Raw genomic sequence first — 25,630 nt, forward strand, 5'->3', positions numbered from 1 at the left:
GGAGATGGACTTATTGTTGATTAGATTTGACTTATAAGATAAATAATTCAACAATGCCGATTTCTAAAATGCTAGGGAATAATGCATGAATCAGGTAGATACCATAATAAATTGCCGTTGGTTAATACCCATTGAGCCCGATAACGTCGTTTACAACGATTATGCAATCATTATCCACCAGGGGAAAATCAAAGATATTCTTCCTCAAAAGCAGGCTGCCAATCATTATCAAAGCAGCACCACCTTAAACCTAACTAGTCATGCAGTTTTACCTGGTTTTGTGAATGCCCACACCCATAGCCCCATGACTTTATTCCGTGGATTAGCGGACGATCTCCCCTTAATGGAATGGTTGCAAAATCATATTTGGCCTGCTGAAAGTAAATGGCTAAGCGATGAATTCATTGAGGATGGGACTGAAATTGCTATCGCCGAAATGATTAAATGCGGCACCACCTGCTTCAATGAGCACTTCTTTTTCCCAGAAGTGATTGCGAAAGTGGCTGCGCGCGCAAAAATACGCGCTTGTATTGGCCCTACTTTGATAAATTTCCCCACCAATTGGTCACAAGATGAAAATGATGGGTTTGAGCGATTTACTCGCCTTTATAAGGAACATGGCAATCAAGGGCTAATCACTTGGAGTTTAGCCCCCCACGCTCCTTATACGATTACGGATAATCTCCTAAAAAAGGTCAGAGATTTTTCCCAACACCATGATCTGCCCATCCACATGCACGTTCATGAGACGGCGAATGAAATACAAGAAAGTCTCGAAAAATACGGCAAACGTCCCTTAAAACGTCTCCATGATTTCGAGCTTCTTTCTAGCCGATTCCAAGGCGTTCATATGACACAAATGAATGATGAAGACTTGGAGCTATTAACATTAAGTAAAGCCAATGTAACACATTGTCCCGAATCTAATTTAAAATTAGCAAGTGGCTATTGTGAAGTTGAGCGCTTGTTGAATAACGATGTTAATGTCGCGCTCGGCACAGATGGCGCCGCCAGTAATAATGACTTAGATATGATGGGTGAAATGCGTACTGCAGCATTTATCGGCAAAACAATAGCCAACGACGCGACAGCAGTTTCAGCAACGCAGGTGCTTCGCATGGCAACATTAAATGGTGCCAAATCCTTAGGACTCGAAAAAGAAATTGGTTCTCTCGAGGTCGGGAAATCTGCGGATATAATTGCTATTGACTTAATGCATATTAATACCATGCCTATCTATAACCCTATTTCTCAAATTGTGTATTCTGCTTCAAATAGGCAGGTCACTGATGTGTGGGTTGCAGGTTTGCAGCTGTTAAAAAATAGTAAGCTTTTAACCATGGATGAAGACAACCTATTTGAGAAAGGAAAAAAATGGCAGAAGAGAATTGGCTCACAATAAACACGTTGCAAACTTTACCTAGCCGCATCAAAATCGTTGAAGTTGGCCCTCGGGATGGCTTACAAAATGAAATACAAATTATTCCAAGCGCCATTAAAATAGACTTCATTAACCAACTTTCAGAAACAGGATTATCTGCGATCGAGGTTACTAGTTTCGTTTCCCCCAAGTGGATTCCTCAACTTGCCGATAATTTTGAAGTATTTACCACTATAACTAAAAAACAACAGGTTCATTATTCCGCATTAGTTCCCAATCTACAGGGTTTGGAAAGAGCGATACAGGCAGACACAAAAGAAGTCGCTATTTTCTGCGCTGCATCTGAAACTTTTTCACAAAAAAATATTAATTGTACGATTGCAGAAAGTTTCAAACGCTATGAAAAAGTGATTGAGCTGGCTAAACAAAATTCTATAAGAGTTCGTGGTTATATTTCATGTGTTTTAGGGTGCCCCTATGAAGGCACTATATTGCCAGACAAAGTGGCTCAGCTCGCGGCTGAACTTTACGCAATGGGATGTTATGAAATTTCATTAGGGGATACTATTGGCATCGGCACACCCTTGCAAACTAAAATTTTAATTGAACAAGTAGCGCTTCGCCTTCCCCTACCAACTATCGCGGTGCATTTTCATGATACCTACGGGCAAGCCTTAGCAAATATTTATGCCGCCTTACAACAGGGCATCGCGGTCATCGATGCTTCTGTCGCTGGATTAGGAGGCTGCCCCTACGCCTCGGGCGCAAGCGGAAATGTTGCCACTGAGGATGTGGTTTATTTACTGCAAGGACTGGGCATTGATACCGGGATCGATCTTGTTAAGTTATCTAAAGTGGGCATATTTATTTCGGAGCAATTGCACCGCACAACCCAATCTAAAGTGGCAATAGCATTGGCCGCCAAAAATTTTAAGTATTGAGGGTAAACCTATGACACCTAAAATAATGTGGCAACCCTCCAAAGAGTTTCAAGCAGCGACTGAAATGAATCATTTCATGGCAATCGTAAATAGTTCCTTTAATTTATCTTTATCGTGCTACGCTGACCTTTACGATTGGTCCATTTCACATAAAGCATTCTTCTGGAAAGCCTTATGGGATTTCTTCTCAATTCAAGCGGGTAAGCCTGCGGATAAAATTTTTGTACCTGGCAATTCAATGTGGGATTGTAACTGGTTCGAGGGAGCCACATTAAATTTCGCTGAAAATTTAATGCGAAGGCGTGATGATAAAATAGCCATCGTATTTAATAACGAAAAAAATCAACGCAAAACACTTTCATATTCTCAGCTCTACACTGCAGTAGCAAAGACAGCTGCCTACTTTAAAAAGCTAGGCATTAAAAAAGATGACCGGGTCGCTGCTATCTTACCCAATGTGCCGGAAACGATTATTTCTATGCTAGCCACAACAAGCCTGGGCGCGATATGGTCATCCTGCTCTCCCGACTTTGGCAAAGAAGGGTTATACGATCGATTTCATCAAATACAACCTAAAATTTTAATCGTATGTGATGGCTATAATTACGCTGGCAAAACTTTTACTAGTCAAGAAAAAATAGCATGGTTATGTAAACAGATTCCTTCAATTCAAAAAATAATTTTGGTGGTTAATACCAACGATGGCTTTTCTCTAGAAGCAACCCCGTTTGCCGCCATTCTGTCTGGACCGGAAACCACTTTAGAATTTGAACACCCGCCTTTTAATCATCCTGTTTATATTATGTACTCCTCCGGAACGACGGGCATTCCCAAATGTATCGTTCATGGCGCAGGTGGAACATTACTGCAACATTTTAAAGAACTCGCTTTACATAGTAATGTAACTCAAAACGATACTCTCTTTTATTATACGACGTGTGGCTGGATGATGTGGAATTGGTACATCAGTAGCCTTGGTTTGGGAGCAACCGTGGCGCAATATGACGGTGCTCCTTTTTATCCCAGCCCTACCCGTTTGCTAGATTTTGTTGATGAAGAAAAAATCACTATTTTTGGCACGAGCGCTAAATACATTAGCGCGCTAGAAAAGCACAATATTACGCCTAAACTGAGCCATGATCTCGGTTCCTTGCAAACCATTTTGTCCACGGGCTCGCCCCTGATTCCCCAAAACTTCACTTACATTTACGAAAACGTGAAATCAAATGTCTGCCTCTCTTCAATTTCAGGTGGCACAGATATTATTTCTTGTTTTGCATTAGGCAATCCCACCCTACCCGTCTACCGCGGAGAATTACAGTGCATAGGTCTTGGGATGGCCGTGAAAATATTTAATGATGCAGGCAAATCAGTGATTAATGAAAAGGGGGAGCTAGTGTGTACTAACGCCTTTCCAAGCATGCCGATTTATTTTTGGAATGATTCAAATGGAGAAAAATATCAGCAGGCCTATTTTAATAAATTTCCCGGAGTGTGGGCGCATGGTGACTTTGCTGAAATTACTGATCGTGGAACCCTCATAATATATGGTAGATCAGATGCCACCCTAAATCCTGGAGGTGTGAGAATTGGCACAGCTGAAATTTATCGTCAAGTAGAAAAAATTCCCGACATCATTGAAAGTCTTGCGGTGGGCCAAGAGTGGAAGGACGATACCCGGGTAATCTTATTTGTAGTGACCAAGGAGAATCTACCCGTTACCGAAGAATTGGAAAGCGACATTAAAAAAACCATACGTGAACATTGCTCTGCACGACATGTCCCCGCCAAAATAATTAAAGTTCCTGATATTCCTAAAACTATAAACGGTAAAATTGTAGAGCTAGCAGTGCGTGACGTTATCCACAATCGACCTGTCAAAAATATAGCCTCGATAGCTAATCCGGAGTGCTTGGAATATTTCAAAACCCTAATCATTCTCGAGTAATTTACCTCACTACGGTTAATAACTAACTAAACAGTAAGCCCCATTTCATCTTAATATTCATTTAAAAATCTAAAAATGGATTTTTGTCTATAATTGGACTACTATGGAATAAAGGGGGATTTTATGCACCGATCAGCACTATCTGCAAAATCAGTTTCTGACAAGATTGCCTGGAAGGCTTTACAAAATTTAGTGCGCAAATTCAACTTTAATGAAATTGAAGGCATGACTTTGTTAGGCGACATGAAAAGATCTTCTTATTATAAAGGGATAAGCAAGCATGAGGGCGGATTAAGTAGAGACGAAAAAGAAAGGATATCCTTATTACTCGGCATTTATAAAGATTTGCGCACCTTATTTGTCGATAGCGCTCAAGGAATGTCATGGATTGATAGACAAAATAGCCTCGCGCCTTTTAAGGGGATAACGCCGAGAGAATATCTGATGGAAGGAAGTTTGATGAGACTGGCTGAGGTCAGAAGATTTCTAGATTTTTGGCGGGGATATTAATGTTTGCTTACCTTAGTTATAAATCTAAAACTCACCGAATTATTCCTTCTCGATATCCTACGGTCAGTCCGTTTGATTGGGCAGAATCCACCGAGGAGATTGAACAACTTGCAGTCTTAGAAGGTTTAACTAATGACCGGATTAAAGGAGCATTAGGGAATATAAATTTGGTGAATAAGGAGGATTGGATAGCAGCAGAAGGCGCGTCCCCTTTGATGTCTCCTTTTACTCACCCGGGCTATTCAAGATTTAGTGACGGTAGCTTTGGTATCTATTACACGAGTGACTCCCTTAAAACGGCAGTCACTGAGACTAAATTTCATCGAAAAAGATTTTTGCAAGCTTCAAATGAACCTCCCTGCCAAGTACAGATGCGGGAATACACTGCGTATATTGTTAAAAAAATGATTGATATACGTGATAAAAAATATTGCGCCTATTTGAATCCCGATATAGCGTCTTACCCACAAAGCCAGCAATTTGGCAAAGAAATGAAACTCCAAAATGAATGGGGATTAATGTACTCCAGTGTGAGAAAAGTTGATGGCATCTGTTTCGCTATTTTACGACCTTCGGCTTTAACAATACCAGTGCAAGGATGTCATTTGGAATATATTTGGGATGGCACGGAAATCATTGAGACGAATGTGTTAAAAGTCATTTAATAGAGCGGTTTATTCGCCACACACATAATGTGATCCGCAGCCCATGTCAAAGGCTTCCATGGAGGTAGTACCCGGTATTTTCTCAAACTTCGTCAATGTTTCAATGGAAGTATTGGGGAAACGAGCATCAAACATTGTTTGATTTAAAGTTTGTTCTAAATGCGCTATTTCACTGATTTTTTCTGGCGCTAAATAACTAAGCTCTTGTAGCTGACTGTGGATGCAAGGATTGCATTCTAGACTTCGACTATTTAATACTTTCAATCCTGCTTGTTTAATTAAACTATTCCGTTCTTGCTGGGTAGTATTGAATAATGGATACCACACCTTGCGATCGCCGTAATATTGACTTTGCTCAATAAACTCAGGCAAATTTTGTCTCGCTCTGGAATCTTCTCGTCGCGATCCTAATATTATAATTTCTTCACAACGATCATCCACGATATCTAACCATTCGATGAAGGGTATTGCCTTTAAAAAGGTAGAACACCATTGGTATTTTGCATTAGGAAAACTTTTGCGATCAATAATCAACTGAGCAAAATTGTGGGAAGCTTTGATAGTGGTCACTTCAAAACCACATTTTTTTGCGAATGCCTGACCCTCAAGAACGCGCTGTTGCCAACGCGAATCACTCCAGCCAGTATCAACGTGAGCCACTACCACATCCCTCAAATTATTCAGTGATGCCCACTTAATTACCGCAATGGTGTTATCACCATAATTGCCAAAAATAAAATACATACCTCAACCTGGATGGCTATCTTGTTTATATAGTCAGTAGATTCATTAAATCTGTAATTGGCATTGTTAAAAGTGAGGTCTTGTCCTCAAATATTTGCTCTAGGTTTTTAGCTCGCTCTTTAGGAAATCGCGTTGCTAAATTATTTTTGAATTTCTTACGTAACAGAGGGATCCCTTCTTGTCGTCGCTGCTTATGTCCTAGAGGATAATCTATACGCACCTCCTCAGTGCTCGTCCCATCTTTGAAGAAAATTTGAATGGAATTCGCAATGGAGCGTTTTTGAGAATCTAAATAGTCCTTTGTGAACGCTTGCTCTTCTCTCACTTGCATCTTGGTGCGTAACTCATCAATTAAAGGATTGGTGGCTATGCCATCTTCATAGTGATCAGATGTCAATTCACCATAAATCAAACCAATGGCGATCATATATTGCAAAGAATGATCTCGATCTGCTGCGTTGTGTAATGGACCTTGCTTATTAATAATTCTTACTGCGGATTCTTGGGTTTTTATCTCTATTTTTTCAATGTCTGGAAGTTTATTTTTTACTTTATCATGCAGTTTAAGCGCACATTCAACTGCGGTTTGACCATGAAATTCTGCAGGATAGGCAATTTTAAATAAAATATTTTCCATCACATAGCTCGTATAATCTCGAGTAATTTTTAATGGCTGACCATCAAAGTAAATATCACAAAACCCCCATGTTTTAGCGGATAAAACACTGGGGTAGCCCATTTCGCCTTTCAATGCCAATAGCGCAAGAAAAACCCCGCGACTAGTCGCATCTCCCGCCGCCCAAGATTTTCGAGAACCCGTATTAGGGGCGTGGCGGTAAGTCCTTAAACTTTGGCCATCTAGCAATGCTAATGAAATGGCATTACATAAAGTATCTACATTGCCCCCTAATAAGTGGGTAATGACACTGGTAGTTGCCAGTTTGACTAAAATCACATGATCCAAGCCGACACGATTGAAACTATTTTCCAGCGCTAATATGCCTTGAATTTCATAAGCTTTAATCATTGCAGTTAACACATCATAGACGGTAAGCGGCGCTTTACCCGTTGCTAGATTTTGCCTTGAAATATAATCACAAACTGCAAGAATACCGCCTAGGTTGTCGGAGGGATGTCCCCATTCCGCGGCCAACCAGGTATCGTTATAATCCAACCATCGAATCAGAGCGCCATTGTTGAAAGCAGCCGTTACAGGATTTAATTCGAATTGAGTTCCAATGACGCGCGCCCCATTCATTAGAGTGTCATGCGGGACGATTGGACCTAAGAGCTTGGTACACTCGGGGAATCGATGCGCTAGCAGAGCACACCCAATAGAATCCATTAAACAATAGTATGCGGTCTCATAAGCGACTTCTGAAATAATATTAAAATTACTAACATAATTCGCAATAGCCACAATCTCAGGATCAAAATCAGGGCGCACATTAGACTCTGCAGTCATATTTTCTCCTAGCAAGCAGAATAATTAGCAATGACATAGTTATTAATAATATTTTTGAACTCATCAGTGATCATTGGCCCACGCAGGGTGGTAAATTTTTTGCCATCAACAAAGACCGGAGCCGAAGGTTCTTCACCGGTACCAGGCAAACTTATACCAATGTTGGCGTGTTTGCTTTCACCAGGACCATTCACAATACAGCCCATGACCGCCACGGTCATATTCTCCACCCCGGAGTAAGATTCCCGCCAGATTGGCATATTTGTATGCAGAAAGGTTTGAACCTCTTGAGCCAACTCACGAAAAAAGGAGCTTGTTGTTCTGCCACACCCAGGGCATGCAGTTACCATGGGATTGAAATAACGCAAGCCCATTGTTTGAAGTATTTCTTGAGTAACCATCACCTCTTTTGATCTTTTTGCCCCAGGTTCAGGTGTTAAAGACGTGCGGAGGGTATCGCCAATTCCTTGTTGTAGCAAAATTCCCATGGCGATACTCGAGGCCACGATGCTTTTTGATCCCATTCCAGCTTCGGTTAATCCCAAATGAAGTGCATATTCACATCGATTTGCTAACTCAGAATAGACCGCTATCAGATCTTGAACAGCACTTACTTTGCAGGACAGAATGATTTTGTTTGCAGGCAAGCCAATTGACTCTGCAAATTCAGCACTGTGAAGCGCAGAATGAATCAATGCTGCATGGGTCATCTCACGAGCACTTTTAGGATTTGCTGTTTTTGCATTTTGATCCATTAACTCTGCCACAAGGGCCTTATCAAGGCTGCCCCAGTTGACTCCAATACGCACGGGTTTGTCATTCTCTATAGCAACTTCGATCATTGTCGAAAATTGTTTATCCCTTTTTTCTCCAAAGCCCACATTCCCAGGATTAATACGATATTTATCCAAAGCCTTAGCACATTCAGGGTATTTGGTGAGCAGTAAATGTCCATTGTAGTGAAAATCGCCAATGAGAGGGACCTGACAATTTTGCTCGAGCAATAGCGCCTTAATCTTAGGCACTGCCCTAGCCGCTTCTTCAGTATTTACGGTATAACGGATAAGTTCAGTTCCCACATTGACACACTCGAGCGTTTGTCTAACCGTTGCGGGGATATCCGCCGTATCGGTATCCGTCATACACTGGACAGCGATGGGAGCATTTCCTCCTACTGTAATGTTTCCGACAGTTACTGGGATACTTTTACGTCTTTGGTACATTATTGCCTCTGTAACTATTCACTGGGTTCGGGAGCGATTGAATCCCTTTGACTAACGGGGATAAAAGGTCTAGTTGACGGTCCCGTATAATCTGCGAGAGGCCGAATCAATTTATTATTTTGTCGTTGTTCTATGATATGCGCAGCCCAACCCGCTGTTCGTGCAAACACGAAAAGTGGGGTAAACATCTTAGTGGGAATGCCGCAAAAATGATAAGCAGAAGCACTGTAAAAATCGAGATTTGGAAATAAGTTTTTGGTATCCCACATGATTTTTTCAATGCGTTCAGAGACAGGGAATAAAACTTTATCGCCAACGTCGTCCGCTAATTGTTTTGACCATGTTTTTATCACATCGGAACGAGGATCTGATGTTCTATATACCCTATGGCCAAATCCCATAATTAGTTTTTTGTTGGCCAACATTTCCTGTAGTGCAACTTCCGCCTGCTCAGGAGAGGAGAACGTTTCAAGAAGCTCCATCGCTTGCTCATTTGCACCCCCGTGTAAGGCGCCACGTAACGTGCCTATCGCAGAACAAATCGCAGAATAGAAGTCCGTGCCGGTAGAAGCAGTGACCCTAGCCGCGAAGGTGGAAGCATTAAACTCATGCTCTGCATAGAGGATCAATGATACATCTACAGCGCGTACCTGTAATGGCTCAGGTTGTTTTTGGTGGAGAAGATGTAAAAAATAGCCCGCGATTGTTTCTTCAGGAACATGGGTATCAATGCGGATACCACTTTTATGAAAATGATACCAATACAGTAACATTGACGGGAAAGCAGCGGTAAGACGTTCTGCTATATAATATTGATCATACTGAGTAGTAGATTCCTGTTCAAGGGTGCCTAAAACAGAACAACCCGTTCTAAGAACATCCATGGGATGCGCATTTGCCGGGATTAATTCAAGCACCTTTTTTAATGCTTCTGGTAAAGCGCGTAGAGAAATCAAATGACGAAGAAAATCTTTAAGCTCCCGTTGTGAAGGCAACTTTCCTCTTATTAATAAGTAGGCCACTTCTTCAAAGCAAGCATGCTCCGCTAATTCATAAATGGAATAGCCTCGATAATTGAGTCCCATCCCCTCTTTACCAACGCTGCTAATGGCGGTTTCTCCCGCCGTAATACCTGCCAACCCTGAAACTTTTGTTGTCACTTGAAAAACTCCTCAAAATAAAAAAAGTCCACCTTACTTTCCTCCATGCGGCGGGAGAAGCGCCTTTAATACAAAATAATTTTAAATGGTTTCATCCACTAATTTTTCATATTTTAAATAGTCGAGATAATCATATAACTCTGTTCGCGTTTGCATAAGGTCTACCACATTTTTTTGGGTGCCCTCTTTTCGAATCGTTGAGTAGACTTGTAATGCAGCAGCACTCATTGCTCGAAAAGCACTTAATGGATATAAAACCATGGCTATGCCCGCCTGTTGTAATTCTTGAACTGTAAAATAGGGAGTTTTCCCGAACTCAGTGATGTTGGCTAACACCGGGACATTAACGCTAGAGGTAAATTCTTTATACTGCTTTAAATCTGTAATGGCTTCTGCAAAAATCATATCTGCACCACTAGCAACATAAGCATTTGCTCTGTCTATAGCAGCCTGCAATCCCTCACCTTCAAGACTATCTGTTCGAGCCATTATAACAAAATCAGGGTCATATTTTGCGTCCACAGCGGCTTTAATACGGTCGCTCATGGCTTCTTGACTGACTAAGGATTTCCCAGGACGATGACCACACCGTTTAAGATCTGTTTGATCTTCAATATGTATCCCTGCGGCCCCCGCCTTGATCATCTCTTTTACCGTTCGCGCAATAGATAAGCTTCCTCCCCAGCCGGTATCGGCATCTACGAGTAAAGGAACAGGGGTAGCGGAGGTAATTCTACGAACATCTTCAAGAACATCATTCAATGTCGTGATACCCAAGTCAGGTAAGCCAAATGATGCGTTGGCCACACCAGCGCCTGACAAATAAAGCGCTTTGAAACCACATTTCGTCGCTAAAATACCCGTATAAGCATTGATGGTTCCCACGATTTGTAAGGGGGTTTCTTCACTCAGAGCAAGACGAAAATATTTTCCCGCAGAAACATTTTTCATAATAGTCTTCCTAAGCAGATCATCCGATGGATTGTTTAGCGCGTAATTTTTGTTTGAGGATTTTACCCACATTACTTTTGGGCAAGTCAGAACAAAACTCAATTAGGCTAGGTCTTTTATAGCCAGTTAGCTTTTCTTTACACAATGCCCTGATGTCTTCTTCAGTGAGTTCAGGGTCTTTCTTTACAATAAAGGCCTTAACGCTCTCCCCCGATTGTGTATCAGGAACGCCAATAACTGCGACCTCCTCCACTCCTGGATGACTCGCAATTATCTCTTCCACCTCAATAGGGTAAACATTAAAGCCAGAAATTAAAATCATATCCTTTTTGCGATCGATTAGATAGATATATCCTTGATCATCCATAAGAGCAATGTCACCTGTCTTGAGCCAACCATCATCACTAAGGGTCTCTTTAGTTTCTTTCTCATTATTCCAATAGCCTTTCATCACTTGAGGGCCTTGAACACAGAGTTCGCCCGCGCTACCCAGGGAGACGCTTTTGTTGGCGTCATCTCTAATCTCTACATTGGTGGCTGTAATGGGGAGACCGATACTTGCGTTGAACTTAGTTAAAGAAAGAGGATTAATACTTACTACAGGACTCGCCTCTGTTAAACCATACCCCATGATAATGGGCATGTTCGTAGCGGCTTGCCATTTTTCGGCGGTACTCTTGAGAACCGCCATTCCACCTGCGAGTACTAAGTTTGTGTTAGACCACTCTATTTTGTCGAAGCCCGGTTGTCTTAATAAAGCTTCGAATAAAGTGTTCACGCCCACGAAAATTGTAAATTTCTGTTTACATAATTCTTTTATAAAACCTTTAAAGTCGCGTGGGTTGGTAATTAACAAACCTTTACAGCCTAACTTGATAAAGGTGAAACAACAGACCGTCAATGAAAAAATATGATACAAAGGGAGTGCAGTAACAATTACTTCTTTGCCTTCTGTTAGAACGTGCCCTATCCATCCCGCACTTTGTAGAATATTCGAAATCATGTTTCGATGAGTTAGCATCGCTCCCTTAGGGACGCCCGTTGTTCCTCCCGTATATTGTAGAAAAGCAGTATCGCTTGACTCAATATGAACAGGATCAAGCGTCAGCTTACTTCCTGCATGTAGCGCATTTTTGAATGATAACTTTCTGAGGAGGTTAAAAGGAGGGATCGCTTTTTTGATATAGCGCAGAACAAAATTAATCATCCATCCTTTAAGAGGAGTTAAGAGATCACCGAGGTCGGTCACTATCACATGTTCTAATTGGGTCTCAGAAATGATATGGGATAAACTAGCCGCAAAATTGGTCAAGACAACGATTGCTTTAGCACCCGAATCTTTAAGAGGAATAGTAAGCTCTCTTTCTGTATACAAGGGATTAATATTTACAATAACTAAACCTAAGCGTAAAGCGGCCAGCAATACCAGGGGATATTGCAAACAATTAGGGAGCATTATTGCTATGCGATCACCTTTTTGTAATTTGAGCACTTTTTGTAAATAAGCCGCGAAATGTTGCACCTTATTCTGTAGCTCTTGGTAACTCAGCTGCACCCCGAAATTTTCAAATGCAGGCTGGTGAGCATATTTTTGAAAGGTTTCCTCTAATAATTCACTTACCGAAGAATACGCATCAGGATTGATAGTAAATGCTACATCCGGCGGATAATTCTTTTCCCAAATTTTTTCCATGACCTATTTCCCTTGACCAATGTTTAACGACTCACTATCCTCAATCATTTTTTAGAGGGATTGAATAAAATGAACTCGAAGAGTCCACAAAATTCCCAACCCGCCTTTCAATTAAAGGGAAGCGTTCTTACCCTGAGTGTTCTACAGCTTCTCTCTCTAGATTATGGCGCATTCCAACAACAACTAGAAGAAACCATCAAAAAAAATCCTAACTTTTTCGAACACATGCCTATTATTATCGACCTGCAGAAATTATATGCGTTAGATAATGACATTAATTTTGTAGAAATCAATTCACTCCTTAGAAAACATGGCCTGGTTCCTGTTGGAGTCACGAATGCAAATCCTAAACAAGTTGCTGAGGCAACTCAAGTAGGATTAGGAATTTTACCCAATGTAAAAACCACACAATCTCCCAAAGTGGCCAAGATTAATGAAAATGCAAAGATAATTTCTCAGCCAGTCCGCTCAGGCCAACAAATTTACGCTAAAAATTGTGACCTCATTATTTTATCCTCTGTCAGTAATGGCGCCGAAATCCTTGCAGATGGGAACATTCATGTTTATGGATCGTTACGGGGGCGCGCTATTGCAGGAGCAGCGGGCGAAGCAAATGCACGAATTTTTTGTCATAAGCTTGAAGCAGAATTGGTTGCCATTGCAGGTCACTACAAACTTCAAGAAGATATTGAAGCCGGAAATCATGTTTCCAGCACACAAGTATTTTTAGAAAACGATCAACTCGTTATTGCGTCAATTAGCTAATTTTTAACTCCCTGCGACTTGACCATGACGACGAGCAATAGAGCTAACTTTGCCCAGCTCAAAAATTGTTCAACTCAACTTGGAATTTATCTTCCCCTCGACTTAAAAAGGAAGTAAAATCCGGCAACTTAAAGTGAAGGCTCTCTTTGGATAAAAAGGATCGAAATGGCTGAGATAATTGTGGTAACTTCAGGTAAAGGTGGGGTTGGCAAAACGACGACCACCGCTGCTTTTGGAACTGGTTTAGCAGTTCGTGGATTCAGGACTGTCCTCATTGATTTTGATGTGGGTTTGCGAAATTTAGATCTGGCAATGGGATGCGAGGGTCGTGTCGTGTATGACCTTATCAACGTCATTAATGGAGAAGCCAAACTACGCCAAGCCTTGATCAAAGATAAAAGAAATGAAAATCTATTTATCCTGCCTGCTTCTCAAACACGTGACAAAGATGCCTTACATATTGAAGGTGTTGAGTTAATTTTAGAAGAATTAAAAAAAGAATTCGATTACATCGTTTGTGACTCCCCTGCTGGAATTGAAAAAGGGGCACTAATGGCAATGCGGTTTGCAGATCAAGCGGTTGTCGTGACTAATCCTGAAATTTCTTCGGTTCGTGACTCTGATCGCATTCTTGGCATTCTTGCAAGTAAAACCAAACGCGTAGAGGAAGGTTTAGAACCTCCCCCACAACATTTACTTTTGACTCGTTATTCTGCCAATCGTGTTGAACGTGGTGACATGCTCAGCGTTGAAGACGTTAAAGAAATCTTGGCTATTCCTCTGCTAGGTGTGGTTCCCGAGTCACCTGCGGTACTCAGAGCATCAAATGCTGGCGTCCCAGTAATTTTGGATCAACAAAGTGATGCTGGACAAGCTTATACTGATGCTGTATCTCGCTTTTTAGGTGAGAAAATCCCTCATCGGTTTTTGACCTCGACCAAGAAAGGGTTTCTTAAACGACTATTCAATAAAGAGAAGGACACAAGTGTCGTATGAGTATACTGGATATTTTTAAAAGCCCTAAAAAGACATCAGCCAATATTGCTAAGGATAGACTATTACAATTGATTGTTGATGAGGGGATTCACTCAAGAATCAATAAGCTTGATCTGGTTAAGTTGCAAGAAGAACTCATTGAAGTAATCTCTCGATATTTGCCCATTAAAGCACATGAAGTTACTGTAGAGGTGGAACGTGACGATAATCGCTCTATACTCGAGCTTAATGTAATTCTACCCGAAGATATTTAATTTTTAGTTGGGCTTTACGCCTTCCTTCCAACTGGAATCTTCATGGATTGTAGAAGAAGGATGAATTTCTGCTGAATGAGCGTGCAAACCCTCCAATTCTTCGGGTGCAAAATCATCTACAGCAAGAATTTCTCTTTTACTCTGATAGCCATCGAGTAATTGCGCAGCCTCAGCCTCCGTTAATATCTCCTTCGCTATCCCTTCTTTCACTTTCTGCTCAAAGGTATGGCCTTTTATTTTTTTGTCACGCACCGCCTCATAAAGACGCTGCTCTAAAGGCTCCGCTAAAATCACTTTTTTCAGCACCATTTCTATGTAGCCTACGGGATTATTGGGACGCTGTTCTAGATAAGCATCTTTGGCAAGAATATGGCGAAGAGCATTCGGGTTTAACATTAATCTAGCGACTCTATGCCCTAATTTATCGGTCGGTTCCTTATGTGACATCCCCCACGGGAAGACCCACGCTTTAAGCAGCGCCCCAACAATAGGATTAGGGAAATTAACCAGCGCCGCATGGAGTTGTTGTTGAGCGGTGAAGATAATTTCTTCACAAGCCCACATCACAACATCCCGCTCTTCTTCGCTCGATTGGTGATCTTCATATTGTTTTAAAACAGCAGACCCGAGATATAGCATACTCAATACATCCCCCAACCGAGCGGACAATTTTTCCTTACGCTTTAAACTCCCCCCTAATAGGATCATTGAAACATCTGAAACCAACGCTAGAGCAGCACTAAATCGTGTCAAATATTGATAGTAACGTTTAAATTCTTTGTGAGGTGCACCCGCCCATCTCGCATGGGTTATCCCTAAAACAAAGGTGCGCATAATATTGCTAAGCATAAATCCAACATGAGCAAAAATGGCATTATCAAAAACTTTCAAACCGCGTTTTTTATCTTCCAGTTGCACCGCTTCCATCTCTTTCAATATATAAGGATGACAACGGATTGCGCCTTGACCAAAAATAATCATACTGCGTGTTAAGATATTGGCCCCTTCTACCGTAATGCTAATAGGGGTTTCTTGATAATTATTGGCTAAATAATTTTTTGGTCCCATACAAATACCTTTGCCACCATGAATATCCATCGCATCATTGATAACTTTCCGACCTAATTCGGTTACATGATATTTGCTAATGGCAGCGGGAACAGCGGGTTTTTCTCCGCGGTCAATTGCTGCTACGGTGAAAAGCCGGGTTGCTTCCATAATATAAGTATTACCCGCAATGCGAGCTAACGCCTCTTCCACACCGCCAAATTTACCAATGGGCAAATGAAATTGATTTCTAATTCTGGAGTAGGCACCGGTTGTATAGGAGCCTATTTTTGCGCCTCCTGTCGCCATTGAAGGTAATGAAATGGCGCGCCCAGTTGCGAGGCATTCAACTATCATTCGCCACCCCTGCCCCGCCATGTTTACGCCACCAATAATCCAATCTAAGGGAATAAAAACATCTCTTCCTTGAGTGGGCCCATTGGGAAAAGCGCAATTTAAGGGATAATGGCGTCTACCGATGGTAATTCCGGGTAGATTTGTGGGTATTAATGCACAGGTAATGCCTAAAGATTCCTTACCGCCAATCAAATGGTCTGGATCATACAATTTGAACGCCAGCCCAAGAACGGTTGCTATTGGAGCAAGCGTGATATACCGCTTATTCCAATTGATACGTATTCCTATGATTTCTTTATTCTCAAACGTTCCTTTACATACCACACCATAATCTGGCATAGCACTGGCATCAGAACCCGCCTCAGGCCCGGTGAGAGCAAAACAAGGTATTTCTATGCCTTGTGCCAGCCGGGGCAAATAGTAGTTTCGTTGTTCATCTGTACCATAATGCAATAAAAGTTCCGCCGGACCCAAGGAATTGGGCACTGCGACCACACTCGCCACACTGGAGCTCAGGCCGGCTATTTTGGTCAAGATAGTGGAATGCGCGTAAGCAGAAAATTCTTTGCCACCATATTGCTTAGGAATAATCATGCCGAAGAAACGATTTGTTTTTAGAAATTGCCACATTTCATCTGGCAAGTTAAAGCGGTTGTGCGTTATATCCCAATTATCAATCATGGCACACAACTCAGAGACAGGGCCGTTAAGAAAATCAAGTTCTTCTGGGGTCAGTTGAGGCGAGGGATAAGCAAGACATTTACTCCAATCTGGCATACCTGAAAATAATTCACCATCCCACCCCACTGTGCCAGCCGCTAAAGCTTCTTTTTCAGTCAGAGATAACGCGGGCAAAGATTTCTGAAAAGTTTTAAAGAGGGATTGCGTGATTAGCATTCTTCGAACCGGCTTCACATTTAGTATAAAAGCTAGCACAAGAAAGAATGCTCCGATCATACTGAGAGTGATTGGAGATAAGGTACTAAAAGCGACCAAAAATACTAGATATAAGCCGTAGGTAATGGTCCAAACGATTAAAGACGCCCGGTGATAAGAGAGTATTCCTAATAGAAGGATGGGTAATGCTATCCATAGTATTGCCATAATCAACCCTTAGTAAAAAAAATCCGTCCTCTCATGAGGGCAATCATTATAGTAAAGCCTTACCCCAAAACACCTCCCTTTCACCCATGTGAAAAAAATAATGCTAGGCGATGACCTTCAAAATTCGATCAGGGTAGTCACTAAAAACTGAATCCACTCCCCAGTCAAATAACTGCTGTGCTCTTTCAGGTTCATTAACAGTATATGCCAAAACAAAAGGCACTACTTTCTTAATGCGTTTCACTATTTCCAGTGTTAACAGGTGGTGATCAATGTGTAACGAGATGCAACCATAATTGCGTAACACTTGTTCCCAATTTCCCTCTAAGCTATCAATAATATACCCTAATTTATATTCTCTGCTAAGTTCAAATAATTTTTTTAGAACCAGAGGTGAAAAACTTGATATCAATGGTTCCGGGGAACTTTTTGGCCAATGGGATTGTAGTACCTCCAAAGTGCGGATGGCAGTCTGTTCCTCATAACCTGGGTACGGCTTAATTTCAATGTTAATTGCCAAATTCAGCGGGATGATGTGATCGAGGAGGTTTTGAAGGGTGGGGATTCTTTGATCAGAGAATTCTGCCCCGAACCAACTACCGCAATCCAAACACGCTAACGTTTCAAAATCAATATCAGCTACTTCACCGGTGCCATTGGTGGTGCGACCTAACGTTTCATCATGAATGATGATGGGTTCACCACTGCGTGCCAGCATCACATCGAATTCCACCCATTCGGCTCCGAGCTGGTGCGCTTTAGACATTGATATACGTGTATTCTCCGGAGCGTGACCTGATGCCCCTCTATGCCCAATCACTTTTGATAATCGAAAAGTCATATTATTCCATTTATATAATGCAGGTGATTGAGCTCTGCTTGCGAAGGTAAACAACCTTTGGTATGTTTGGCCCTACACGTCGGCGAATTGAGCTAAATTTTTGTATAGACTAGGATTTATTCGCTTGCAAAATGATGTCGCTAAGAGACAGTTAAACAACCACTTGCGATAATAAACTCGATTCGTTAAAGTTCGCTCATTATGAACTAGACCTTGGTGGTTAACAATTCTTAATCTTCGGAAGAGATGATATGGAAATTAAAAATCTTTCTGGTGGCCTTTCTTTAAATCCGAACAATGAGGATTTTTTGGCAATGCAAACGCAAAACGATAATACTCCCCCATCCTATGATGACGTTTTTCAATACGCCAAAGATTTAAACTACGGTGAATTACATTTCAAAATAGATAAAAAAACCGGGCTATTCGCCGTGGTCGCAATCCACAGCACTAAATTAGGTCCTGCAATTGGCGGCTGTCGCTGTATTCCCTATGCTTCCACTCAGGCTGCAATCACTGACGCTGTTAGATTAGCCTATGGCATGAGTTATAAAGCGGCAATTTGTGAATTACCTCATGGTGGCGCAAAGGCAGTATTGATGAGACCCCCTGTCATTGCTAACCGACAAGCTTACTTTCAATCTTTTGCTGAATTTGTAAATGAACTAAATGGTCGCTATGTGACTGCCATGGATAGTGGCACAGATGTCAATGATATGGACATTATTGCGACCAAAACACGTTATGTGACATGCACCTCAGAAGGCGGCGGCGGGGATCCCTCTCCATTTACAGCATTAGGTGTTAAACGGGGTATTGAAGCCGCAGTCAAGTTCAAGCTAGGTCAAGATAATCTGCGTGACGTTCATGTAGCAATTCAAGGGGCGGGTCACGTGGGTTATTATTTAGCGCGCGATTTGGTTGAAGCAGGTGCGCGTGTAACAATGGCGGATATCAATACAGCCAACTTAGAACGCTGTAAAAATGAATTTAAAATCGAAATCGTGTCTCCTGAATCCATCTACGAAATCAACTGTGATGTGTTTGCCCCTTGCGCACTAGGAGCAGGTTTAAATGCAACAACAATTCCTCGATTGAATACCACCATCGTTGCTGGAGCGGCGAACAATCAACTAAAAGATATCGATGAAGATGATAAGCTCCTATTTGAACGCGGCATTTTGTATGCACCCGATTTTTTGATCAATTCGGGAGGTCTCATTTATGCCGCTTCCGTTTATGATCATGGTAATTTTGAACAAGCTAAAAATCATATTTTGAATATCTATGATGCTTTAATCAAAATTTTCACCCGAGCAAAAGCAGAACATAAACCTACCAATCATATCGCTCAAGTTATTGCTGATGAACGATTGTATTAAGGGACACTGAATGACAACTGTTGCTGAGTTTAAAATTGAATTTCTCCAATATTTAGATAGTGAAGGAAAGCCTATTTCCACCCTCCCTGATTTCGCCAATGATTCCAACATATTGCTTTCCCTCTATAAAGAGATGGTGAAAACTAGACTATTTGACGCCAAAGCCGTGGCGCTTCAAAGAACAGGCAAAATGGGTACTTTTCCTTCGTCTCTCGGCCAAGAAGCGGTCGCTGTTGGAATGGGTCATGCCATGGCTCAAGAGGATATTTTTTGCCCTTATTACCGTGACCAAGGTGCGATGTTTATGCGTGGAGTCTCCATGCAAGAAATACTCGCGTATTGGGGCGGCGACGAAAGAGGCAGTGATTTCAAAGGGCCCCGGCAGGACTTTCCCATTGCAGTACCCGTTGCGAGTCAATGCTTGCATGCGACTGGTTGTGCTTATGCGATAAAATATCGCAAAGAAAAACGTGCAGTAGTGACGACTGTCGGTGATGGCGGTACCTCGAAAGGTGACTTCTATGAAGCGATGAATTTGGCAGGTGATTGGAATCTTCCCGTCGTATTTATAATCAATAATAACCAGTGGGCGATATCCGTTCCTTTGGCTGCTCAAACACACACCAAGACGTTGGCTCAAAAAGCCATCGCTGCAGGATTTGAGGGAATTCAAGTAGATGGAAATGATGTTATAGCCGTAAGAGAAGCAGTGGCAAGAGCACTTAAAAGAGCAAAAGAAGGGAATGGCCCTACCTTGATTGAAGCGATTACCTACCGATTGTGTGATCACACCACTGCGGATGATGCCAAACGTTATATAGAAGGTGCTTGCATTGAATCAGCCTGGATAAATGAACCCATCAAGCGTCTTTACAATTACTTAATGGAACACAACCTTTGGTCCAAAGAACAAGAAGAAGAACTTAAACAAGGTTTTTCGGAAGAAATTGATGCTGCGGTGTCAGAATATCTTAACATGCCCCCCCAACCAGCCACCTCCATTTTGGCTTACCATTACGAATCTTGGCCCACCAATTTGCAAGATCAATGGGATGAATTAGGAGCCATAGACAATGCCTGAAATTACACTTATACAAGCCGTTACCCAAGCGCTCGCATATGAAATGTCTGCAGACAAAAATGTGGTGGTCTTTGGAGAAGATGTCGGCGTCAATGGGGGCGTGTTTCGCGCTACAGCAGGACTTTTTGATCAGTTTGGTCCCGAGCGGGTTCTCGATACACCCCTCGCAGAATCCATGATTGCGGGCATGGCAGTTGGAATGGCCGCTCAAGGTTTAAAACCTGTAGCAGAATTTCAATTTATGGGTTTTATTTATTCAGGTCTTGATCAAATTCTTTGCCATGCAGCCCGGCTTAGAAATCGAACTCGCGGTAGGTTAACTTGCCCGATTGTTTTTCGTGCTCCTTTCGGAGGGGGCATCCGCGCGCCCGAACATCATTCTGAAAGCACTGAGGCGATTTTCGCGCATATTCCCGGATTAAGAGTCGTTATCCCCTCTTCTCCTGCACGCGCTTATGGACTCCTATTAGCTGCAATTCGTAATCCAGATCCTGTACTCTTTTTAGAGCCTAAGCGTATTTATCGATTGGTGAAACAAGAAGTGCCTGATGATGGCAAAGCGCTACCCTTGGATAAATGCTTTGTTTTACGAGAAGGTTCGGACATTACCCTAGTCACTTGGGGAGCAAGTACTCACGAAACATTACTCGCTGCCGACGCATTAGCAGCAGAGGGGATAGAAGCCGAAGTGATAGATGTCGCCACTATCAAGCCGCTCGATATGGAAACCATACTTAACTCCGTCGCTAAAACAGGGCGCTGCGTGATCATTCATGAAGCCGCCAAGAGTGGTGGTATAGGAGCTGAAATTGCTGCTCAAATCGCTGAGCATGGTCTGATGTACCTCCTTGCCCCTATACAACGTGTTACTGGTTACGATGCAGCCATGCCTTACTTTAAGATGGAAAAATTATACCTTCCAAGTGTTGAAAGAATTATTAAAGCAGTATCGAACATAATGGAGTATGCATGAAGATTTTTTACTTACCGGACCTCGGTGAAGGGCTACCTGATGCAGAAATACGTGAATGGCTAATTCAAGAAGGTGATGAAGTTAAAGTTGATCAGCCGATTGTTTCTATGGAAACAGCGAAAGCATTAGTCGATGTACCCTCTCCTTATAAAGGCAAAATTTCCAAACTATATGGCAATGCCGGAGATATTATTAAAACGGGAAACCCATTAGTTGGCTATGATGAAGGTGATTCCCCTAAAACAGATGCAGGTACAGTCGTCGGCAGCATAGAAGTAGGCAGCAAAGTGATTAGTGAATCTCCTACCGGCATTCAGCCTCGCAATACCTCGCAAAGTATTCGTGTCACCCCGGCAGTTAGAAGTCTCGCTAAGCAGTTAAATGTTGATCTTGAAAAAATTACGCCTACGGGTCCCGGTGGCACCATTAGCGTTCAAGATGTAAAAGCAGCTGGTGAAAACTCTCCCAGCTTAGCTGAAGGCTTTGAACCTTTGCACGGCGCACGCCGTTCTATGGCAACGATTATGGCATTAGCACATTCAACAGTCGTCCCGGTAACCTTATCCGATGATGCCAATATCCACCACTTCGATAAAACCGAAGATATAACTCTGCGCTTGATTCGCGCCATCGTGCATGCCTCAAAAACTGAACCGGCCTTAAATGCGCATTTTGATGGTAAAAACATTAGTCACAAATTATTTGCCGAAGTGAATATTGGGCTAGCAGTTGATACCCCTCAAGGTTTATATGTACCGGTCATCAAAAAAGCTGAATCACAATCGAGAGAACAACTTCGCGCAACCATTAACTCCTTCAAGCAACATGCTAAAGAACAAAATTTTCCAAAAGAAAGTTTGCAGGGTGCAACTATCACGCTCTCTAATTTTGGCGTGTTCGTTGGCCGCTATGCTAATCCTATCGTGGTACCGCCTACTGTCGCCATTATTGGCATCGGCAAATTACGTGACGAGGTAGTGGCCATCGAGGGACGTGCAGAAATACAACGCATTATGCCAATCTCTTTAACGTTTGATCACCGCGCAGCGACGGGCGGCGAAGCAGCCCGATTCCTGGCAGCCTTGATTGAAGATCTGCAAAGTTAAATTGTGGCTTGCACTTCTTGATTTCGCTTCGCTACATCAAGGCTACATTACTTAAAATTGTGGCCTTGATGTAGAAGCCTTATTTCCAGATAAAATTTCCTCGGCCTCTTTTCTTAATTCAGGAATAGTTTGCCCTAAATTATTTTGGAGGCTGTCATTTATAGGAACCAATGTATTTCCCACCAATTCATCGAAAACCTTAAAGTCTTCTGTAACACCCTCAATAACATCAAGCAAAGCGAGATGGGCAGGGGTGTTACCGTTTTCATCTTGATGATTGAGGATATCCGGTACTAGCCCCTTAACTTCTCCGCGATGGGTATTGATGTCAGCTTGAACATCTAACAAGAAATTAATAGCTGCAAAAGCCTGACCTTTAACAGCAAAATGTAATGCGTTTTTGCCACTTGCGCCAGCTCCAATAAAAACTTTACCTCTACGCCGCAAAATTCCTTCTATTTTATCAGCGTCATTTGACCTTGCAGCTTTGCACAACGAAATTCTGTCCTCCAAAATCGTATTTGTTTCTCTCTCTGTAGTCCGCTGATATTGCTGCTGTTGAAGGTTTTTTTCCTGATTGTAGGAGAGAAAAAGCCACGTCAGCAGCAGTGCGGCAAGAGCACGACTATAATTTTCTTCTCTATATTCCCCGTAAATGGCCCAACCAATGATAAATAAAAATTTTATCGCTGCATGTAATTCGCTTCTACCTACAGCAGCTTGATATTGATTTTGTTGCATTTATTCACCCTCTTTTGTAATTGTTTTTATTAGGATATTCATCTCAATTGGAGAATATCACCTTTATAAAAAGAGGAAACAAATTTTGTTATTTAGCCTGCATCCTTAAGCCACCATCTAAACGAAGCACTGCACCATTAATATACGAATTTTCAATGATGTGTGAGGCTAGCATTGCATACTCTATAGGCTGACCAAAACGTGGGGGAAAGGTGATATTAAGTGCCAGTCCATCTTGGACTTCTTGAGGTAAGCTTTCTAATAAAGGAGTTTGGAAAAGTCCAGGGGCAATTGTTACAACGCGAATATTGTGTTGGCCAAGCTCTCGAGCAGCTGGCAGAGTTAAAGAGCAGATACCCCCTTTAGAGGCGCTGTAAGCACACTGACCAATTTGACCTTCATAGGCCGCAATAGATGCAGTATTAATGATCACGCCACGTTCTTGATCGCTATCGATAGGTTCTACTTCCATCATTAATGCAGCTGCAACACGTAATACATTAAATGTGCCTATTAAATTAACCTCTATTACTTTTTTGAAATCACTCAAGGGCATAGGACCCTCGCGTCCCACAATGCGTTTAGCAGGTGCAATCCCGGCACAATTGATGCAGATTTGAGGAATACCTATGTTTTCCTGAATCTGTTTGAAGGCTTCTTCTACTTCTTTTTCATCGACTATATTGCATTTAACTGCGAGACCATGAATTTGCGAGGCGATTTTTTGAGCAGCCTCTTCGTCCTTGTCTAGAATAGCTATCTTTGCTCCTCGTTCACTCAAATAGAGTGCAGTTTGGGCACCCATCCCAGAAGCGCCTCCCGTAATGACTGCAATCTTTCCTACTATTTGCATATATTATTCTTCCTTGCGTTGCTCATAATGATTAAATTTTATGACCTCTTCCCACAGCAAAATAGTGTAACCCTAATGACGATAATCGAAGTGGTTCATAAAGATTCCGTCCATCAAAAATAGCAGGATGGCGTAGACTTTCTTTGATTAAATTAAAATTGGGAGAACGGAATATATCCCACTCAGTCACAATGACTAATACATCTGCATTCGCCAATACCGTTTCATGAGTCTCACCTAGACTGAAAGCAGGATGGCTGCCATACAACTTTCTGGCTTCTTCCATTGCCACTGGGTCATATGCTTGAATTTTTGCTCCTAACGATAACAAGTTTTCGATCACAATTTTACTGGAGGCTTCGCGCATATCATCTGTATTGGGTTTAAACGACAACCCCCATAAGGCGATTGTTTTATCCTGTAATCCATCTTTGAAAAATTTATGTAATTTATTAACCAATATATATTTTTGATCTTGATTGACGGCTTCTGTGGCAGAAAGTATACGCAGCTCCTGACCAAAATCCTTAGCTGTGCGGGTAAGGGCCTGCACATCTTTTGGAAAACACGAACCACCATAGCCACATCCTGGAAAAAGAAAATGTTCTCCGATGCGGGGGTCCATGCTCATGCCCACGCGAACGTGTTCAATGTCAGCGCCCAGTTTTTCAGCAAGATGGCTCATTTCGTTCATAAAACTAATCTTGGTCGCTAAAAATGCATTAGATGCATATTTAGTCAACTCAGAGGAGCGGGTGTCCATTACAACAAAGCGTTTACCAAGATCGATGAGAGGCATATAAAGTTCACGCAGATAGTCAAGCGCGCGCACATTGTCGGCTCCCACAATTATTCTATCCGGATTCATGAAATCGCTTATGGCGGCGCCTTCCCGGAGAAATTCAGGATTGGATGCGATATCAAAATCAATACTCACATTGCGTGTTGCAAGCGATCTTGAAATTATTTCTCTGACTTCATCGGCAGTACCCACTGGAACGGTGGATTTAGTAATGATTAAACAATAGCTCTGCATCATTTTACCGATTTTATCCGCCACATCGTGTACGGCTCGCAAATCGGCAGCGCCATCATCATTAGAAGGTGTCCCTACAGCAATAAATTGAAACAAACCGTGTTTCGCACCCATTTCAAAATCAGTGGTAAATTTAATGCGTTCCATACTGAGGTTGTCTTGTAACATCCGCTCAAGACCCGGCTCAAAAATGGGTGCAACCCCTTGTTGCAGTTGCGCCACTTTAGCGTGGTCAATATCCACACATATGACATCATTACCTAAATCAGCAAGACAGATTCCTGTTACTAAACCTACATACCCGGTGCCAAATACAGTCACTTTCATTTTGAGTCCTTTATTCTTAAAGGTAATTAGCCGCCTATCCTATCAAAAATAATTCATCAGCAGAATGACTTTTTAAATCCTTACAA

Annotated in this window: 23 protein-coding genes; 12 read left to right on the top strand and 11 right to left on the bottom strand. The window is 42.0% G+C overall.

The window, feature by feature from the left end:
* The first annotated feature begins 85 nt into the window (after positions 1 to 85).
* From H0U71_08540 to H0U71_08560, 5 genes are all read left to right on the top strand, one after another.
* Positions 86 to 1,402 (top strand): TRZ/ATZ family hydrolase, encoded by a 1,317-nt coding sequence (locus H0U71_08540; protein MBA2655094.1) that lies wholly within the window; start codon positions 86 to 88, stop codon positions 1,400 to 1,402.
* A complete protein-coding gene (locus H0U71_08545; protein MBA2655095.1) occupies positions 1,375 to 2,322 on the top strand; it encodes a hydroxymethylglutaryl-CoA lyase in 948 nt (315 codons plus the stop codon). The genes H0U71_08540 and H0U71_08545 overlap by 28 nt, the downstream gene beginning before the upstream one ends.
* A 10-nt stretch (positions 2,323 to 2,332) precedes the next feature.
* On the top strand, positions 2,333 to 4,270 hold the full coding sequence (locus H0U71_08550; protein MBA2655096.1) for an acetoacetate--CoA ligase: 1,938 nt from the start codon (positions 2,333 to 2,335) through the stop codon (positions 4,268 to 4,270).
* Positions 4,271 to 4,393: 123 nt separating this feature from the next.
* Positions 4,394 to 4,780 carry a DUF2384 domain-containing protein gene (locus tag H0U71_08555; GenBank protein ID MBA2655097.1) on the top strand — a complete coding sequence of 129 codons (387 nt, stop codon included), beginning with the start codon at positions 4,394 to 4,396 and terminating at the stop codon, positions 4,778 to 4,780.
* Positions 4,780 to 5,445, top strand: a complete 666-nt coding sequence (locus tag H0U71_08560) for an RES family NAD+ phosphorylase (GenBank protein MBA2655098.1) — start codon at positions 4,780 to 4,782, stop codon at positions 5,443 to 5,445. Before H0U71_08555 ends, H0U71_08560 begins: the two co-directional genes overlap by 1 nt.
* Before the next feature lie 9 nt (positions 5,446 to 5,454).
* Here H0U71_08560 and H0U71_08565 read toward each other — a convergent pair whose 3' ends face one another.
* The 6 genes from H0U71_08565 to H0U71_08590 form a co-directional block, all read right to left on the bottom strand.
* A complete protein-coding gene (locus H0U71_08565) occupies positions 5,455 to 6,189 on the bottom strand; it encodes a phosphoadenosine phosphosulfate reductase family protein (GenBank protein ID MBA2655099.1) in 735 nt (244 codons plus the stop codon).
* A gap of 25 nt (positions 6,190 to 6,214) precedes the next feature.
* Entirely contained in the window at positions 6,215 to 7,654 is a 1,440-nt protein-coding gene (locus H0U71_08570) for a bifunctional 2-methylcitrate dehydratase/aconitate hydratase (GenBank protein ID MBA2655100.1), read from the bottom strand.
* An 8-nt stretch (positions 7,655 to 7,662) separates the two neighbouring features.
* Positions 7,663 to 8,877, bottom strand: coding sequence for a flavodoxin-dependent (E)-4-hydroxy-3-methylbut-2-enyl-diphosphate synthase (ispG, locus tag H0U71_08575; GenBank protein ID MBA2655101.1), 1,215 nt, complete (start codon positions 8,875 to 8,877; stop codon positions 7,663 to 7,665).
* A gap of 14 nt (positions 8,878 to 8,891) precedes the next feature.
* A complete protein-coding gene (prpC, locus tag H0U71_08580) occupies positions 8,892 to 10,037 on the bottom strand; it encodes a 2-methylcitrate synthase (protein MBA2655102.1) in 1,146 nt (381 codons plus the stop codon).
* Positions 10,038 to 10,118: 81 nt separating this feature from the next.
* Positions 10,119 to 10,988, bottom strand: coding sequence for a methylisocitrate lyase (gene prpB, locus H0U71_08585; GenBank protein ID MBA2655103.1), 870 nt, complete (start codon positions 10,986 to 10,988; stop codon positions 10,119 to 10,121).
* A 19-nt stretch (positions 10,989 to 11,007) separates the two neighbouring features.
* Positions 11,008 to 12,681, bottom strand: coding sequence for an AMP-binding protein (locus H0U71_08590; protein MBA2655104.1), 1,674 nt, complete (start codon positions 12,679 to 12,681; stop codon positions 11,008 to 11,010).
* A gap of 69 nt (positions 12,682 to 12,750) precedes the next feature.
* Here H0U71_08590 and minC point away from each other — a divergent pair, with 69 nt between their 5' ends.
* From minC to minE, 3 genes are all read left to right on the top strand, one after another.
* Positions 12,751 to 13,446, top strand: a complete 696-nt coding sequence (gene minC / locus H0U71_08595) for a septum site-determining protein MinC (protein ID MBA2655105.1) — start codon at positions 12,751 to 12,753, stop codon at positions 13,444 to 13,446.
* A gap of 165 nt (positions 13,447 to 13,611) precedes the next feature.
* Positions 13,612 to 14,442: a septum site-determining protein MinD gene (minD, locus tag H0U71_08600; GenBank protein ID MBA2655106.1), complete on the top strand. Its 831-nt coding sequence runs from the start codon at positions 13,612 to 13,614 to the stop codon at positions 14,440 to 14,442.
* The gene (gene minE, locus H0U71_08605; GenBank protein ID MBA2655107.1) at positions 14,439 to 14,696 is read left to right on the top strand and encodes a cell division topological specificity factor MinE; all 258 of its coding nucleotides are present in this window, start codon (positions 14,439 to 14,441) and stop codon (positions 14,694 to 14,696) included. The genes minD and minE overlap by 4 nt, the downstream gene beginning before the upstream one ends.
* 3 nt (positions 14,697 to 14,699) lie before the next feature.
* On the opposite strand, the gene H0U71_08610 is transcribed toward minE, so the two are convergent.
* Together H0U71_08610 and H0U71_08615 are read right to left on the bottom strand one after the other, a co-directional pair.
* A complete protein-coding gene (locus tag H0U71_08610; protein ID MBA2655108.1) occupies positions 14,700 to 17,204 on the bottom strand; it encodes an acyl-CoA dehydrogenase in 2,505 nt (834 codons plus the stop codon).
* A gap of 103 nt (positions 17,205 to 17,307) precedes the next feature.
* Positions 17,308 to 18,045, bottom strand: a complete 738-nt coding sequence (locus H0U71_08615) for a glycerophosphodiester phosphodiesterase (protein ID MBA2655109.1) — start codon at positions 18,043 to 18,045, stop codon at positions 17,308 to 17,310.
* A gap of 251 nt (positions 18,046 to 18,296) precedes the next feature.
* On the opposite strand from H0U71_08615, the gene H0U71_08620 reads away from it, so the two are divergent.
* From H0U71_08620 to H0U71_08635, 4 genes are read left to right on the top strand one after another with little or no spacing between them, the layout of a single operon-like run.
* Positions 18,297 to 19,427, top strand: coding sequence for an amino acid dehydrogenase (locus tag H0U71_08620; GenBank protein ID MBA2655110.1), 1,131 nt, complete (start codon positions 18,297 to 18,299; stop codon positions 19,425 to 19,427).
* Between the two features lie 10 nt (positions 19,428 to 19,437).
* Positions 19,438 to 20,508 carry a pyruvate dehydrogenase (acetyl-transferring) E1 component subunit alpha gene (gene pdhA, locus H0U71_08625; GenBank protein MBA2655111.1) on the top strand — a complete coding sequence of 357 codons (1,071 nt, stop codon included), beginning with the start codon at positions 19,438 to 19,440 and terminating at the stop codon, positions 20,506 to 20,508.
* Positions 20,501 to 21,481 (top strand): alpha-ketoacid dehydrogenase subunit beta, encoded by a 981-nt coding sequence (locus H0U71_08630; protein ID MBA2655112.1) that lies wholly within the window; start codon positions 20,501 to 20,503, stop codon positions 21,479 to 21,481. The genes pdhA and H0U71_08630 overlap by 8 nt, the downstream gene beginning before the upstream one ends.
* Positions 21,478 to 22,587 carry a 2-oxo acid dehydrogenase subunit E2 gene (locus H0U71_08635; GenBank protein MBA2655113.1) on the top strand — a complete coding sequence of 370 codons (1,110 nt, stop codon included), beginning with the start codon at positions 21,478 to 21,480 and terminating at the stop codon, positions 22,585 to 22,587. Before H0U71_08630 ends, H0U71_08635 begins: the two co-directional genes overlap by 4 nt.
* Before the next feature lie 51 nt (positions 22,588 to 22,638).
* Here H0U71_08635 and H0U71_08640 read toward each other — a convergent pair whose 3' ends face one another.
* From H0U71_08640 to H0U71_08650, 3 genes are all read right to left on the bottom strand, one after another.
* On the bottom strand, positions 22,639 to 23,328 hold the full coding sequence (locus H0U71_08640; protein MBA2655114.1) for a hypothetical protein: 690 nt from the start codon (positions 23,326 to 23,328) through the stop codon (positions 22,639 to 22,641).
* An 88-nt stretch (positions 23,329 to 23,416) separates the two neighbouring features.
* Positions 23,417 to 24,181: an SDR family NAD(P)-dependent oxidoreductase gene (locus H0U71_08645; GenBank protein ID MBA2655115.1), complete on the bottom strand. Its 765-nt coding sequence runs from the start codon at positions 24,179 to 24,181 to the stop codon at positions 23,417 to 23,419.
* 31 nt (positions 24,182 to 24,212) lie between these two features.
* Positions 24,213 to 25,544 (bottom strand): UDP-glucose/GDP-mannose dehydrogenase family protein, encoded by a 1,332-nt coding sequence (locus H0U71_08650; protein ID MBA2655116.1) that lies wholly within the window; start codon positions 25,542 to 25,544, stop codon positions 24,213 to 24,215.
* Between the last annotated feature and the right edge of the window lie 86 nt (positions 25,545 to 25,630).

Source organism: Gammaproteobacteria bacterium (genome assembly GCA_013697705.1).
Taxonomy (GTDB): Bacteria; Pseudomonadota; Gammaproteobacteria; order UBA6002; family UBA6002; genus UBA6002.